This window comes from Chitinophaga sp. 10T418, assembly GCF_056394125.1.
Genome location: NZ_JBFTHG010000003.1, coordinates 1 through 16,257, shown reverse-complemented (window position 1 = coordinate 16,257; position 16,257 = coordinate 1). Strand labels below are relative to the sequence as shown.

Here is a 16,257-nt window from a genome sequence, read left to right as displayed (position 1 = left end):
GCACTAATTTTACAGCAACTAATCCACGTGTATGAAATTGCGACCGTTGCTGTCAGGGATGCTGAATTTTGTATTAGCAAAAAAGTTGGTAGCTGTACCATCTTTCTGTATCACCTTCCCGAGCGCGGTAATGATCTTCACTGGTTCTTATACAGCACTGCTACTATCAACCGATGCTACACCTGGTGAAGGAAGGGGGATTCCCGTTACTTCACTCTCAGGTTTATCAGGCACCGGTAAAACCAGTTGTCATGTAAGGATTAAAAATTACGTCACATCAGCTACCTCTACCGGCTTTTATGTTGGCTTTGATAATTTCAGCGTTGTAAAAAATAGAATAATTTATAATATAGCGCAAGGCGTTAGTAATCGAATGGCCGGTTTATCTGAAATAGCGGTCAGGGCGACCGTATTAAAAATTACAATTTGGTGGAACAGCGTAAACAGGCCCTTTAAATCCCTCCTGTTTTTAAGAGAGGTTCAGAGGGGGCTGTCAGACTGGGTCATTGGTCCATCACAAACAACCATTTTTAAATAATGATCAAAACTTTTTTATTCCGCGTTGCGCTTTTGAGTGGCATGTTTTTTTTAAATAATGTTCATGCACAACAAGCAGCCAATCCAATCATTTTTGCAGATGTTCCCGATATGTCGATGATTCGTGTGGGCGATACTTACTACATGAGCAGTACCACCATGCATATGAGCCCCGKAGTGCCTATTATGAAGTCGAAGGATCTTGTAAACTGGCAATTGGTAAGCTATGCTTATGATACCCTTGCCAACATCGACGAACTAAATCTGACCAATGGCAAAAGCGCTTATGGACTTGGTTCATGGGCAAGCAGCATCCGTTATCATAACAACACATTTTATGTAACCACGTTTGCATCAACTACTGGTAAAACGCATATCTACACTACAAAAAATATTGAAAAAGGCCCATGGAAGTCCGTTTCATTTTCGCCATGTTTGGGCGATCATTCCTTGTTTTTTGATAACGATGGAAAAGTGTATGTGATTTACGGAGGCGGCAAACTAAGCCTTCTGGAATTAAATGAAAATGTAACCGGTGTAAAGGAGGGGGGCATCAACCAGGTAGCTATTGAAAACGCCAGCGCTCCGAGCCAGGTTGAAGGAAAAGAAGGTGGCCTTGGTGCAGAAGGTTCGCAATTGTTTAAAGTAAAGGGCAAGTATTACCTGTTTAATATCACCTGGCCTCCCGGAAGCATGCGTACGGTAGTCATTCATCGTGCCGATAAAATCACCGGTCCATGGGAAGGACGTTTGGCATTGCAGGATTCGGGTATTGCGCAGGGTGGTTTAATTGATATGCCCGATGGCAGGTGGTTTGCTTATTTGTTCCGCGATTATGGCGCAGTGGGTCGTATCCCTTACCTCGTTCCTGTTACGTGGAAAGATGGTTGGCCCGTACTGGGAATAGATGGAAAGGTTCCGCAAACCCTCGATCTGCCTGCCAGTAAAGGTCTTATTCCCGGTATTGTGCATTCAGATGAATTTGAACGCAAAAAAGGAGAGCCCGCCCTGCCACCGGTTTGGCAGTGGAATCATAACCCCGATAACAGTTTATGGTCAGTAACAGAACGCAAAGGGTATTTAACGCTTAAAACAGGAAGGATTGATACCAGTTTCCTGCTTGCAAGAAATACGCTGACCCAGCGCACTATTGGCCCGGTTTGCAGCGGTTCTGTTTCGTTGGATGTATCGAAAATGAAAGACGGCGACTTCGCAGGCCTCGGGCTTTTGCAAAAGAACTTCGGACTGATTGGTGTAAGAGTTGACGGCGATAGTAAGTCAATCGTGATGATTAATGTCAGCACCGGAAACCCAAAAGAAGTACAACCGATACCATTAACTCAAAACACCGTCTTCTTTAAAGCAGTGTGCGATTTCACCAACAAAAAAGATGAAGCAAATTTCTTTTATAGCCTTGATGGAAAAACCTGGAAAGCATTAGGCACAACGCTTAAAATGACTTACACGTTTCCACATTTTATGGGCTATCGTTTTGCGTTGTTTAACTATGCCACCAAAATAACCGGTGGTACCGCCGCTTTTGATTTCTTTCATATTACGGATACGATTCAATGATAAGATTCAACGGTCGACAGGTTGATGTTTGAAGAGCATAATCCTTGTGGATCACAGAATTTTTTAAATATAAACTTGCTGGATTGCATGCAGGATGGAAGTATTCTGTGCTTTTATCGAAACACATGTAGATAGTTGTAATGGGGAACATCCCGGGAAGGAAGGTAGTAACCTCTTTGTTACAGTATCTTAAAGGATAGTTAATCAATTGAAATTAACCCTTAACGAGTATTCGTTTTTTAGATAAAGTAAAAAATATGTTTAGAAAAAAAGTCTTATTAAGTACGGTCCTTGCCATCTCTTTTTGGGGACATAAAAAAGATGTAGCAKCTCAGATTAATGTGGATAAACCGAAAGTGGTTAATGAAAAACTGGAAGAAAAATTCGCCAATGTTTCGCCGAAACTTACATCCAATAATGCGAATCCTTTATTAGATTTTATATTTACGGCCGACCCAACAGCTGTAGAATACAATGGAAGAGTTTATGTGTATGCCACGAATGATCATCAACAGTATGAGAATGTAGGAAAGGATGGGAAAAATGAATACCAGTATATCCGTTCACTGGTCATGATGTCTTCCGATGATATGGTGAACTGGACTTATCATGGCATCATAAATACAGCAGCGCTATCGCCATGGAGTCAGAATTCCTGGGCGCCTTCCATTACATCCAGACTGGAAGCAGATGGTAAGACACATTTCTATTTGTATTACTCCAATAGTGGTGTTGGCACAGCCATGCTTACTTCCACCTCGCCCGTTGGCCCGTGGAGTGACCCATTAGGAAAGAATATAGTCGATCGGTCTGTCCCCGGAGTGGATTGCGAAGCTCCATTCGATCCCGGAGTTGTTATTGACGATCAGGGTATAGGCTGGCTGACTTTTGGAGGAGGATCGCCAAAAACGAAATATATGCCGGGTAATTCCGGAATCGTCAAATTGGGAGCAGATATGATCAGTCTGGCCAGCGATGTTGCTAAGATACCCGCTCCTTATTTTTTTGAGGCAAGCGACCTTAATTTTATCAATGGAACCTGGGTTTATACCTATAATACGAGTTGGGAAGGACGTACTGAATGGCCTTATAGCAATATTGATAAACCAACCCAATGCAGTATGTGTTATATGACAAGTAAAACGCCCTTAAATCCGGACAGTTGGAAGTATCGCGATAATTACTTTAAGAATCCCGGTGAATATAATATCGGGCCTTATACAAATAATCACACTCACCTGTTGAAGTTTAAAGGAAAATATTATATTACTTACCATGCCATGTATTTACAGGATTATTTCGGCACTAAGGGTGGTTTTCGTAATGTATGTATCGACGAAGTGCAGGTGGATGAGAAAAATGTTAATATCCGCATGGGCGAAGCAACTTTTAAAGGTCCGTCACAACTTAACCCATTAAATCCCTTTGTTCTTCAGCAAGCAGAAACCACTGCAGGCACTTCAGCACAAGTCCGGTTCGAAGCACTGGGTAATCCGGGCAATATGGTTGCTAAAGGAAAAGCAGATAAACAATGTCTCATGGTCCGGGGAGCCGATTTTACCAAACAGATTCCTGCCAAATTCGAAGCCAGGGTGAGAGGAAAAGGTAAAATTGATGTTTATGTAAATAATCTTAAAGGTACAGCTCTTGTTTCCCTTATATGTGATGAGAAGGAATGGACTACCCTCTCAAAGAAAATAGAACGGAAAATAGATAAAGGAGTAAGGAATATCTATTTTGTATTTAATGGAGAGAATTTTTTGTTTGATGAATGGAAATTCACGTATTAATTCCGGTTGCTGGCTTATTGATATTGAAACATTCCCGGCGACACGTCTCATATGTGTCGCCGCTCTTTTTGTACCAACGAATTTCTTGCAGGCATCATTCTCTAAATCCTATTATCAATTAACGTAAAGAGATTGACCTTGAAACATTTGGTGGGTGAGGCGTTGCTTTCTGAACTCCTTCGCCTGCCTGATAGTTAATAATATTATCATTTAAATAGATAAATAGTCGGTTTCGTATATAAAAAGTCTTTTTAAGCTAAATGTTTGATAAGTATTTACGAGTAAGTTTGTTCTTTCAGTTATCAGTTTCTGTTATAAACCACGAATTGCCGGGAAAAGACAGGTGACTCCCGCAAATAGCAATAGCCAATAAATTTAAATTCCATGAAAAGAAGAATAGTAATTAACGGTTAACATCCCTTCGATTGAGACTATTTCTTCCGCAGCCCGGAGAAATTAAGTGCGAAGCGCTGTTAGTGGCGAAACTGTTGGGTATACTTATAAAAGCTTATAGCTCTCTTATTCTCCTCCGTATTTCTTGCTGAAAATGTTCCCTGGAAAGTTTGTCTGCCGATTTTTTGCAGTTGTTCAAAATCATATCGCTTGACGATAGGGCCCGACTCGCCATTAGAACTATTCGTGGTTTTTTTCTAAATTTGACCAAACGCGAAAGGTTGGGCAATCAGCAGTCTAATATCAATATAGCCAGTGATAAAAAGATCCCGGATGAAGATGTAAGGCAGTTTTCTATTTTTTATGATAAATATAGTGCTGCAGTATATAATACTGCTATGGTTTTTACCAAAGGGGATCAGTCGTTATGTGAAGATATTGTGCAGCTTGTTTTTATGCGTATGTGGGAAAACCGCACAAAGCCGGGAACGCTAAAAAAACCAGAACATTACCTATACATACTCGCCCGGAATATTATTTTCGACACTTTTAAAGCGCGTGCACGCCAGCTACATCACCAGCTACGGCTGGGAGAATTGCTTCACGACGGCCCTGATTCGCCTATTAAGATCCTGGCTGCCAAAGAATATACAGGGATTTTGAAACAAGCAGTGGAGTCCCTTACCCCGCAGCAGCGTATTATATTTCAGCTGGCAAAAGAATCAGGCATTTCCCATGCTGAAATCGCAGAAAGAATGGAGATCAGTATCCAGACTGTACGAACCCATCTGAAATTAGCTACCCGGGCAGTTCGTCACTATGTAACGGCTCATATAGAAGACCCCGAAATTTTAATGATTTTGTTGGTGCTGTTGATGCAATAATAGTCAACACAKATTTTTTTTCAATTTAACTACCCACTTTTAGCGTGGTGGTCGTCTTTATATTGTATCGCGTTAAAAACTGTTTATGGACGAGATTTATTTCCAATCCTTACTGGAGAAATACCGTAAGAACGAAATTTCCGCCGGCGAGTTGTCAGCATTTACAGAAGCCATAGGTACAGGCGCTTACGATGAAACCGTGAAAGCGTCTATCCAGGGCTCGCTTGAATCAACAGCACAGCTGTGGGATGAAACGCGGCAACAGGTTGTTTTGAAAGAAATACTCCGGCAGATTGAGGCAGAAACGCCAGTGAAAAGGTTTATGCCGGAACGGCGGAAATGGTTGTCTGTTGCGGCTGCCGTACTTACCATGCTGGCTATCGGCTGGTATACCGTTAACAGGTTAAAAACAAAGCCGGTCCATGAAGACCAGATCGCTGTTCAGGACATTACCCCTGGTCGCCCCGGCGCCGTGCTTATACTGGCAAATGGGAATCGGGTAGTGCTGGATACCGCAGGTAGCGGAACAGTCGCCTCCCAGGCAGGTGTTGACATCGTGCTGAACAAGGACGCGCTGGCCTATGCACATGCCACGTCAGGAGATGTGGCCGCAGAAGCGCTGAATACTGTTCTTACTCCACGGGGAAGACAGTTCTCCATTGTTTTACCCGATGGTTCAAAGGTTTGGATGAATGCGGAGTCTTCACTCCGTTTTCCTGTTCGCTTTTCGGGAAAAGAACGCCAGGTGCAGCTAACAGGAGAGGCTTATTTTGAGGTTGCAGAGAATCCATCCAAACCTTTCAGGGTATTGGTTAATGATAGAACCCAGGTGTTGGTGTTAGGTACTTCTTTTAATATAAACGCTTACGTTGACCAGCCAGGAGTGAAAGCAACGTTGGTGACAGGTAAGGTAAATATCCGTAGCGGGAAAGCCGAAGCTCTCCTGGTACCAGGGCAGGAAGCCAGTATAGCCGGCGATATTACGGTGGCTGATCATGCAGATATCAATAAAGCGATTGCCTGGAAAAACGGTGCTTTTGATTTCAATAATGTAACTATAGAAGAATTGGCTACACAGCTGGAGCGCTGGTACGATATAGAGGTGATCTATGATCATCATATTTCACAGGTACCGTTTGGCGGGAAAGTAAGCCGGAAGGTCAGCCTGAAAACATTGGTCCGGTTAATGGATGGTACAGGGCTTAATTTCCGCCTCACAGAAGGCCGCAAGCTGATAATAACAGAAAGAAAATAAATTTCAGATAAAAGAATATATGTAAGAAGGACAAGGCCAACCAAGAGAAAAACCGGAAGTGATTGGAGCCACTTCCGGTGTAAAGTTTAGTTATTAAAGAGCGTGCCGCTCAATTTATCAACCAAACACGTGCAAATTATGCAAAAAACTGCTTATCAGCTAAGCATTTTCGGCGCATGCCATATCGCTGCGGTCCGGGAAAAAAAGATTGTCAACCAAACATTGCTGGTAATGAAACTAACCATTCTCCTTTTAACAGGAGCTTTTCTACAGGTGTCTGCATCCGGGCTGGCGCAATCGGTTACTTTTTCTGCTAAAAAAGTATCCTTGATCAAAGCATTCGATGCGCTGGAACGACAAACAGGTTATTATACTTTTTTTAAGAGCCGTGATGTTCAGCAGCTGACGGAAACCAGCAATATCACCATTGCTGCGAAGAATATGCCGCTTAAGCAATTCCTGGACGAGCTGCTTAAAGAAACGCCATTCATCTATGAGCTGGGTGATAATACCATCGCATTGCAGATGAAAGGTCCGGTACCGGTTGAGGCAAAGAAGGAGGTAACAGTCCCCGCCGCTTCTCTTTCCGGGCAGGTAACTGATATTGATGGAAACCCGCTTCCGGGAGCCACAGTAATGGTATGGAAAACAGCGATTGCTACTTCCACCGACGGGCAAGGGCGTTTTCTGCTGAATAGTATACCGGACAATGCCAGCATTGTCATATCATCTATCGGTTATATGCCAATGGGGCTTCGACTGTCGGCCAATAATACTGTTATGCCTGATCCGGTACGTTTTACTACAGGCAACGGGCAGCCAGATCAAACCGAAGGCAATGCCCAAAGCAATTTTCGCATGCTGTCTTCCGGTATGGTAAATGTCCGTTTAGCCCGGCTGATCAAAGGCATTGAGGGTGTAGTGGTAACAGGACTTTTCCAACGTTCGGGTAATAATTTTACCGGCGCATCGAAAACAATTTCCGGTGCAGAACTGAAAAAGGTAAGCGCCAATAATGTATTCGCAGCTGTATCTGCACTTGATCCTTCCCTCAGGATTGTGCCCAATAATGTAGCCGGTGGCAATATTAACCAGCTTCCTGAAATCCAGATGCGCGGGCAGAACTCATTTCCCAATCTCACCGGTCAGCTTTCTGCCAATCCTAATGCCCCTTTATTTATCCTTGATGGATTTGAAGTAACGCTTCAACGTATCGTGGACCTGGACATGAACCTGATCAATAGTATCACCTTGCTGAAAGACGCGTCTGCTACCGCCATTTACGGTTCCCGCGGAGCAAACGGCGTAATGGTGGTTACTACGGTTACACCAAAGCCAGGCAGGATACAGGTAACATTCAACAATGATTTCCGGTTTACGACTCCTGACCTGTCTGTATATCATCTTTTAGACGCTGCGGAAAAACTCGATTTTGAACAGCGGGCAGGAGTTTATACTTCCTCCAGTGCGCAGGCTCAGCACAAGCTGAATGTACTGCGCAATGAAAGGTATAAAGCCATGAAAAGCGGCGTGAATACTGATTGGCTCAGGATCCCGGTTCAGGATGGCATCAGTAACCGCAGCTCATTGTATCTGCAGGGGGGAGACCAATCGATCCGCTATGGGTTACAGTTTTCCGCCGATTTGCAATCAGGCGTGATGAAGGGACAAGACCGGAAAAATTATTCCGGGCAGTTTGATCTTAATTATGTGGTCAATAAACTGCAATTCAAAAACTCTGTCCGCATCTTCCAGAATAAGTCAAATGAATCTCCTTACGGCGACTTCAGTGAATATGTAACAATGAATCCTTATTGGGCGCCTTACGATGAGAAAGGAAAACCAAAGCAAATGCTGGAGAATCTGTGGATAAATAACACCTACTACAGGCAAACAAATCCCGCGTATGATGCGGGTCTTCATTCTGTGAACAGCAACCAGTACTTTGGTATTTCCAATAACTTCCAGATGCGTTATACGCCGGTACCATTCCTGTATATGGAAACAAGCCTGAGTATTAATAAACAGAATGCCTCGGGAGATCAGTTTTATTCCGCCCAGGATTCCCGTTTTGCAGAGATAACGGACCTCAGCAGAAAGGGAAGTTATACCGTAAGAAATGAAAATAGTTTTAACTATGAGAGCCTGACAACCGCTAACCTCAATATCTCACGGGGACCTCACCAGTTATTTTCAATGCTTGGGTTTAATGTTTCCAGCAGTAATAGCAACTATTACTCTGTTGTGACGGAGGGCTTTCCTTTTGACAAGCTGGATAACCTGTTGTTTGCGGCACAATACGAAACAAACGGGCGACCAACCGGTGATGAGAGCACCATCAGGAGAGTGGGTGTGGTATACAGTGGAAGTTATAGTTATGACAACCGTTTCCTGGCCGATGTTTCCGCCCGCCGGGACGGATCATCACAATATGGAACTGAAAAGAAATTTGGAACATTCTGGTCGGCAGGTATTGGCTGGAATATCCATAATGAAGCATTTTTCAATAAAAGCAGCCTGGTGAACAGGCTTAAACTGAGAGCCAGTTACGGTTCTACGGGTTCACTCAATATTCCGGCTTACAGCGCTCAATCCCGGTATAACTTTGGTGTAAATACCAGCTATTTCGGAGAACTGGGAGCGGTCCTCATCGGGCTGGGCAACGAGTTCCTGAGCTGGCAGAATGTGTATAAGGCGAATGTTGGTATGGATGCGGTATTATTAAAAGAGAAACTGGATCTCCGGCTGGACTTGTATCGTGAGAATACCAAAAATTCGCTGACACAGATCACCCTTGCTCCATCCACAGGCTTTAGCAGTTTTGCGGAGAACTTAGGCCAGATACAGAATACAGGGCTCGAATTCTCTGTACGCTATAAAATCCTGGAGAAGCCTGCTAAGGGTCTCTTATGGTCAGTGAACGTAAATGGATTCACTAATAAAAATATTCTGAAAGAGTTATCCAATAAATTGAAGGCTTCCAATAATAAACTCAATGTGGCTAATAGTGATCAGGTCACTCCCAATATACAGTTTGAAGAAGGAGAATCTATTAACACCATTTATGCGGTTCGTTCGCTAGGTGTAGACCCTGCAACCGGTTCGGAAGTCTATCTTACAAAAGACGGAAAAAGAACTTTCACCTGGGATGCAGCAGATAAAGTACCGGTGGGCATTAATCAGCCTAAATGGAATGGTAATTTCGGTACCAACTTTATGCTGAAGGGCTTTGAGGTCAACCTCATCTTCAATTACCAATGTGGTGGCCAGCTCTATAATCAGACACTGATAGACCGTGTTGAATCAGTGGATCCCGCGTTTAACGTAGACCGGAGGGCATATGATCTCGGCTGGTCCGGTCCGGGAGATGTAAGTCCATATACACGTATCGGTGTTTCCACTCAACCTACCCGCCTGACCTCCCGTTTTGTTCAAAACGATAATAACCTGACACTTAGTTCGGCCTCCTTCGGATATAACTTTTACAGGAGTCCGTTTATAAGAAAACTTGGCATGCGGAGCTTACAGGTAACAGCCATCACCAATGACTTTTTCCGTGCAAGCAGTATTCAGATAGAACGTGGTACCAGCAATCCATTTGCCCGTACTTATTCCTTTTCACTCAGAGCCGGCTTTTAAAATTATGAATATGAAAAAGAGTTTGACTATAATAATATGCCTGGTCGCATCTCTGGTGTTCAGCAGCTGTAAAAAATTCCTGGACGTAAAGCCTAAATCTGTTATTTCGGAAGATCAGCTGTTCGCTTCTGAAATTGGTTTCCAACAGGCGCTTACCGGTGTATATTCCCAGCTGGCCAGCCGGGCATTATATGGCGATAACCTGTCAATGGGATTTGTGTCAGCACTGGCGCAAAACTACGCAGTGTCTGGAGCCGGCGCGCCATTTGTTCAAACACGGGCATTGAACTTTGCATCTGCAGAAGTAATTGGATATACCAATAATATCTGGGATACGGCATATGCTGCCATCGCCGGTGTAAACAAGATCATTGTCAGCACTGAAAAAAGAAAAGATGTTCTCTCTGCCACCAGCTATGCGCTTATACGGGGAGAGGCGCTTGCGCTCAGGGCATTCCTTCACTTTGAAGTATTGCGAATGTTTGGTCCTGAGTATACCACAGGCGCAGCGATGAAGGCTATCCCCTATAAAACCACCGTTGACCAATACGCAAAAATACCTTCTGTTACGTCGGAAGTAGTGACATTGGCGCTCGCAGATCTTAGCGAGGCGGAAGATCTGATGAAAGATGCTGATCCTGTTTTAACGGGTTCACAGAACAGGCGCATCAGGATGAATTATTTTGCTGTAAAGGCCCTGGAGGCAAGAATCCGCATTTACGCAGGAGACAAACAGGGCGCTTTCCAGGCAGCTGCTGTGGTAGTGAACTCCGGTAAATTCCCGTTTGTAACCCCTTATGCCGCTTCATCCGCCGCAGGTTACCGGGATCGTCTTTATATTGATGAAGAGATATTTTGTATCCGTGTGCGTGATATAAAGAACTGGGCGGAACGGCAATATTTCCGCTTTAACGGAAGCGCCAACCAGAAGCTGACAAGAAGTGCCAGCAACTTTAGCACACTTTATGAAACTGCAGCAGGCGGCGCCACTGATTTCAGATTTCTTTACCGTATAGAACAGGACGGAGGCGTCCCCTTTCCTTCTAAATTCTGGCAGACATATCAGTTTAATACACTGGATTCAAACAGGCTGGATCAGCATGTACCAGCCATCCGTTTATCTGAAATGTACTATATCATGGCGGAAGCGGCTGTAACACCGGAAGAAGGCGCCGGTTATCTGAATATAGTGCGGAAAAACAGGGCGCTGCCTGAGCTCCAGGCAGGTACCATTACCCAGCAAATACTGGAGAAAGAAATCACTAAAGAGTATCAGAAGGAGTTTTACGCGGAAGGGCAGTTATTCTTTTACTATAAACGAAAAAAGATAACCAAAATGCTGTTTATGACCGCTGAGATTCCGCTTAGTAAGTATGTGCTTCCTATACCTGCGGCTGAACTGGAATTTAATCCTAACTACAACTGATAAATCCTGTTTTATGAAGTACCTGTTATTTCTCAACATATTGTTTCTGATGGCAGCCTGTAAAAAGGAGAATATATCAACCTATAAAGGTCCCGACGGGATTACATTTTATGTAGATGAGTATGAAGCAGACAGCCTCAATTATTCCTTTGCGTATTCCCCGGTTTCCAAAAACAGGGATACCGTTTTTCTTAAAATGCGTGTGGTAGGCGCGGCAGCCGACTATCCCCGGGTTATTTCCGTAACAGCAGGCGCGGGGTCAACAGCCAGGCAGGGTAAAGACTACGAGCTACCGGAAATTACGTTGCCGGCCGGCGCTTTAACTGTGCTGTATCCTGTGGTGCTGTTGAATTCACCGGAGATGACTACCACCACTTTCCGGCTTGTTGCCCAGGTTGCCCCGGGTAAAGATTTTCAGGTAGGCGCCACAGGGCGTGAGACCGGAGGAACAACCAGCCTCGAAAAAATTATCATTGACGTGAGTAACAAGATCATTAAACCTTCTTATTGGGACGAGGTAGAGAGTGCATTCGGAACATTCAGTGAGCGTAAGTTCAGGTTTATGGTGCAAGTTACCGGTCTTTCTGATTTTTCTTCCGATGCAATCGGCGTGGATGGTTATTACAATTTGCCGGTTAAATTACGAAATGCCCTTGCCGAATATGAAGTCGTCAATGGGCCATTGATAGATGAATCCGGCAACGTGGTCACCTTTTAGTTCAACTCAAAATTAAATTCATGCGTAAATATATATTCAGAGCATTCCTCGCAATATTGGCGCTGGCCTGGGCTTCCTGTCAAAAGGATAATCAGCGGTTTGTTTATGATAAACTAAACACAGTTTCCATCAAAACAGCTGATTCGTCATTTGTGATAACACAACTGGATACACTTAGTATTCAAACACAACTGACAGAGTCTATACCTTCAGGGGATAGTTATACTTATGAGTGGAAGGCCTATATGGTAGGAGAAAATGCCGTGATATTATCTGATAAGAAAGACCTGAAAGTGGCAGTTAACCTGTCACCAGGCTCATATGACCTGATATATACCGTAACAAGTGTGAAGACGGGTATATCTTCTTTTATGTTGTATCCGCTTACTGTAAACGGAGCATTTTATGAGGGGTGGCTGGTGGCTGCAAACCAGGATGGGAAGGCCCGGTTGTCTTTTATCCGGGCAAACGATTCCGTGTTTTTTTCTCCGGCGGAAGATGTGAACAAGACTAGTTACCCTGGAAAGGCCCTGGGGGTCAATGCCGGTATTACCAGTAGTTATGCAAATCTTGCGCTGGTGATGTTTTATACTGACCAGGGTGTTTACAGGTTCAATGCCGACAATTTTATTCAGAATGGTACTACAGCAGATATTTTTCCGGAGCCGAAGCAATTTTCTGCTTCATGCGCGTATGCCATGAGTAAAATACCTTACGATCAGTATATTGTCGCTGACGGAGGACTGTATGCAGGCATCGGACCTTTGTTTTATCCCCAGGATGTGTTGAAGCCTTATTCTGAAAGATTAACAGGTGATTATACCCTTTTCCCGGTGGTGATAAACTCCGCCACTGCTGTCACCTTATTTTATGATAATAAGTACAGGCGATTTATGTCTGTTCCGCTGGGCGACAGAATGTTGAGTCCTGTATCTGCGAGTCCGGGCGCTGTTTTCAATATGGCTGATGTTGGAAAGAAGATGATTGGCTGGGACTATGGAACGCAGTCTGTAATTTCATCTGATGAAATCTACTTTGTTATGCAGGATGATGCCGGTATCCGCTACCTGTACTCGCTTAAAGGGGCAATCCCGGAATTAAGCCAGCAGATCGGCAATAGTCCGGACATAGAGAAAGCCTCCGCTTTTGCTGCTTCCGGGGTTGTAAAGCATCTTTATTATGCTGCAGGTAATAAAATTTATCTCTATGATATACTGGCGAATTCTTCGAAAATGGTATACACGTTTCCCGATGGCGTAAAAATAAAAGACCTGAAAATGTTGTCCATCACCAGTAAAAGAATTGTGGTGGCTACCAACACAGGAACTGCGGGGGAAGTATATTATTTCGACCTGGATAATCTGGGAGATATTATCAATCACACCTATGTTAAGAAATTCACCGGGTTTGGTGAGATTATAAATCTCAGCTACAGATCAGCCAACTGAGATAGGCAATAATTTTTTTCATTTTCTATTATTAACTAAAAGTATGAACAGCAATAGACTATTTTTTTTCCTTGGTTTTATATTATTTTCCCTGACTGCGTCCGGACAGCAGGTAAAAAATGCAAAATATACCTTAACCGGTAATATTGAAGGCCTGGTGAGTAAGGCCGGATATGCTAAAGGGAAGAACTTTACAGCAGGGTATGTTTACCTTTCAGGAATAGTGCGTAACGGTGCCTACACAACGGATTCCGCCAAACTAACTGATGGCCGTTTTATATTCACGGGAAATGTTGATGAACCTTCCATGGCCTATATTTTCTGTAAGCCCGGAGAACGTAATTTCCCTGTTGTCCTAACGATGTTTCTTGAAAATTCAAATATCTCTGTTACCGGCAAATACAGCCCGGATGAAAATTCAGTAAAGGATCCGCAAATAAAAGGATCTGCAGTACAGGATGAATATGCCGGGTTATTTGAAAATGCGAACAACATTTCAGGAAGAACTGAAATAAGGAGGCTGTATGAAGTAGCCATGAAAAAAAATGATACCGCGAAACTTGCCGCCCTCGAAAAGGAAGGAACAGCAGCGATGGTAAAGTATACTGATTATATGGAAGAATACACAAGTACGCATCCTGCCAGTTTTGTTAATCTGTACCTTTTAAGTGACTATATCCCCCGTGAAGAAAGCGGGCTGACGGAACTGGAGAATAAATTGAAGAAGTTCGATAAACAACTTCAATCATCTTTCCTGGCAAAAAATATTATCAGTGCAATAGCCGATCAAAGAAAGCGGTTACAAATTGGATCCGGTATACAGGCAATTGATTTTAGTCAACCTGGTGTTGATGGCAAGATCGTTAAACTGTCCGATTATGCCGGCAAATATGTGCTGTTGGATTTCTGGGCGTCCTGGTGTGGCCCTTGCCGTGCTGAAAATCCCAATGTGCTCAAAGCCTACAACACTTTTAATAAAAAAGGCCTTGAAATATTATCCGTCTCATTGGATGAAGACCGGGCAGCATGGTTGAAGGCGGTGAAGGCAGACAAGTTACCCTGGTTACAGGTTTCCGATTTGAAGGGCTGGAAAAATGAAGCCGGTAGCAAATATATGATCCAGTCAATTCCGGAAAATTTCTTGATTGACCCCAGTGGAAAAATTATAGCCAAGGGTTTACGTGGAGAGCAATTATATAAAGAGTTGGAAAATATTTTTAACTAAATATGATGTCCCAAAGCCCTGTTAAGGGCAAAATGGAATAACATCAGGTACCCGGTTGGAACTGCCGGGCCGGAAAGTTTGGTCAAATATTACCTGTGAGAAAAGTTCTTTCTCACAGGTAATTATGCGTATATCAAAAGACGGGCTTAATAACACTTTATTCAAAGCAACGTATTTCAAAAATAGCAGCCGGTGTGCTGTTTAACGCAGATTTATTTGATATTTACTCATTTGCCATTAAATTCACCATTGATTTTTGCTGATAATATGGTGTCTTGTTGTTCTTCCCTGGACGTTATTATTTTTTGCAGAACCGGTGATAGAGAATGCAATCGTTTATATCGGAGGAGATACCATTACATATGGACAATTAGCTAATATCGCTGAATCATTATCAGGACAAAAGTTTAAGCGCACACTCTCTAACATAACGGAGATACAGGATGATCTTAAAAACGATCCCACCAATTTTGTCAAAAAGTATTGTTCAATATTCGGAGCAGGACGAGGTGTTTCCTGGGAACTTGAGAAGACTTTTAATTTTCAAAAGGGAATTGAAATAACTTCTGCAGAGCAATGGGCAAAAGATAATATTGATTGGGAATCTTTTAATAAATAACCATCAATTTGTTTGATACCAGGTTGGAGCTCTGTCCATGACCTTTACAGTAGTTTCAAGTTCTATGTATCCCGAAAAATTGAGTTTTAACGGATTTTCACTTCGAACTACCCGTATCAATGAAGCGATGCGCCTCATATACGCACCGGGTAATGGTTTTTCCTAAAACAAAAACAGGACAAAAGAGAGTAAATCTCATTTGTCCTGTCAAGTGAGGAACATCATTTACAATACATCATGTTTGATGCCGGGATGGTATGCGTATTATTGAACAATCAGCTTCTTCGTGACGCTGCCTGTTTTCAAATCGATCATAACAATATAGAACCCTGCTTTAAGCCCCGAATCAATCACTATCTGATTACTGCCCCGAACTTTCTTTTCATAAACCATTCTACCCTGGTTGTCAAAAATTCTTACCACGGTATTTTCTGGAATTTTCGGAAGAAGAATGGTAAACTTTCCTGCTGTTGAAGGGTTCGGATACAGGGTAACAGCATCCTCACTCATACCGGCGTCCGATGCTATTTTGGCAAAGGATGTGGCGCCTGCCCCGGGAACAAACGTAGAAAGATAATTACCACTGATGACTTGTTGGGAAATGCCCGGGCCTTGCCAGCTTACCGCTACATTATCTCCACCGCTGCCTTCCTTGTGAAGCACTTCTATGTAATATTTCTGGCCCGCAGTCAGGTTGATGGCAGCAGACTGCTGTGTGCCGTATTTATTCCATTGCCTCGAACTCGAA

Annotated in this window: 12 protein-coding genes; 11 read left to right on the top strand and 1 reads right to left on the bottom strand. The window is 43.3% G+C overall.

The features are described 5' to 3' along the window. Positions 1-31: 31 nt before the first annotated feature. From AC1DCV_RS08340 to AC1DCV_RS08290, 11 genes are all read left to right on the top strand, one after another. Entirely contained in the window at positions 32-538 is a 507-nt protein-coding gene (locus AC1DCV_RS08340) for a hypothetical protein (RefSeq protein ID WP_477022762.1), read from the top strand. Next, positions 538-2,112 carry a glycoside hydrolase family 43 protein gene (locus tag AC1DCV_RS08335; RefSeq protein WP_477022761.1) on the top strand — a complete coding sequence of 525 codons (1,575 nt, stop codon included), beginning with the start codon at positions 538-540 and terminating at the stop codon, positions 2,110-2,112. Before AC1DCV_RS08340 ends, AC1DCV_RS08335 begins: the two co-directional genes overlap by 1 nt. Positions 2,113-2,369: 257 nt before the next feature. Beyond that, a complete protein-coding gene (locus AC1DCV_RS08330) occupies positions 2,370-3,902 on the top strand; it encodes a glycoside hydrolase family 43 protein (protein WP_477022760.1) in 1,533 nt (510 codons plus the stop codon). Positions 3,903-4,486: 584 nt separating this feature from the next. Beyond that, positions 4,487-5,179, top strand: coding sequence for an RNA polymerase sigma factor (locus AC1DCV_RS08325; RefSeq protein ID WP_477022759.1), 693 nt, complete (start codon positions 4,487-4,489; stop codon positions 5,177-5,179). A gap of 85 nt (positions 5,180-5,264) precedes the next feature. After that, positions 5,265-6,434 carry a FecR family protein gene (locus tag AC1DCV_RS08320; protein WP_477022758.1) on the top strand — a complete coding sequence of 390 codons (1,170 nt, stop codon included), beginning with the start codon at positions 5,265-5,267 and terminating at the stop codon, positions 6,432-6,434. A gap of 138 nt (positions 6,435-6,572) precedes the next feature. Next, positions 6,573-10,073: a SusC/RagA family TonB-linked outer membrane protein gene (locus AC1DCV_RS08315; RefSeq protein ID WP_477022757.1), complete on the top strand. Its 3,501-nt coding sequence runs from the start codon at positions 6,573-6,575 to the stop codon at positions 10,071-10,073. Between the two features lie 10 nt (positions 10,074-10,083). Then, positions 10,084-11,499 carry a RagB/SusD family nutrient uptake outer membrane protein gene (locus AC1DCV_RS08310; RefSeq protein ID WP_477022756.1) on the top strand — a complete coding sequence of 472 codons (1,416 nt, stop codon included), beginning with the start codon at positions 10,084-10,086 and terminating at the stop codon, positions 11,497-11,499. 13 nt (positions 11,500-11,512) lie between these two features. Then, positions 11,513-12,217, top strand: a complete 705-nt coding sequence (locus tag AC1DCV_RS08305; protein ID WP_477022755.1) for a DUF4843 domain-containing protein — start codon at positions 11,513-11,515, stop codon at positions 12,215-12,217. A 20-nt stretch (positions 12,218-12,237) separates the two neighbouring features. Then, complete coding sequence (locus tag AC1DCV_RS08300) at positions 12,238-13,665, top strand: PKD-like family lipoprotein (protein ID WP_477022754.1); 1,428 nt, start codon at positions 12,238-12,240, stop codon at positions 13,663-13,665. A gap of 43 nt (positions 13,666-13,708) precedes the next feature. Next, positions 13,709-14,890, top strand: coding sequence for a redoxin domain-containing protein (locus AC1DCV_RS08295; protein WP_477022753.1), 1,182 nt, complete (start codon positions 13,709-13,711; stop codon positions 14,888-14,890). 256 nt (positions 14,891-15,146) lie between these two features. Further along, complete coding sequence (locus AC1DCV_RS08290; RefSeq protein ID WP_477022752.1) at positions 15,147-15,509, top strand: hypothetical protein; 363 nt, start codon at positions 15,147-15,149, stop codon at positions 15,507-15,509. Between the two features lie 264 nt (positions 15,510-15,773). On the opposite strand, the gene AC1DCV_RS08285 is transcribed toward AC1DCV_RS08290, so the two are convergent. Next, positions 15,774-16,257: T9SS type A sorting domain-containing protein (locus tag AC1DCV_RS08285; protein ID WP_477022751.1), on the bottom strand; the 484-nt coding region annotated here is incomplete at its 5' end.

Coding starts and splice junctions, on each gene's coding strand:
- AC1DCV_RS08300 (WP_477022754.1), top strand. CDS start 12,238: ATGCGTAAATATATATTCAGAGCATTCCTCGCAATATTGGCGCTGGCC.
- AC1DCV_RS08305 (WP_477022755.1), top strand. CDS start 11,513: ATGAAGTACCTGTTATTTCTCAACATATTGTTTCTGATGGCAGCCTGT.
- AC1DCV_RS08310 (WP_477022756.1), top strand. CDS start 10,084: ATGAAAAAGAGTTTGACTATAATAATATGCCTGGTCGCATCTCTGGTG.
- AC1DCV_RS08320 (WP_477022758.1), top strand. CDS start 5,265: ATGGACGAGATTTATTTCCAATCCTTACTGGAGAAATACCGTAAGAAC.
- AC1DCV_RS08295 (WP_477022753.1), top strand. CDS start 13,709: ATGAACAGCAATAGACTATTTTTTTTCCTTGGTTTTATATTATTTTCC.
- AC1DCV_RS08315 (WP_477022757.1), top strand. CDS start 6,573: ATGCAAAAAACTGCTTATCAGCTAAGCATTTTCGGCGCATGCCATATC.
- AC1DCV_RS08340 (WP_477022762.1), top strand. CDS start 32: ATGAAATTGCGACCGTTGCTGTCAGGGATGCTGAATTTTGTATTAGCA.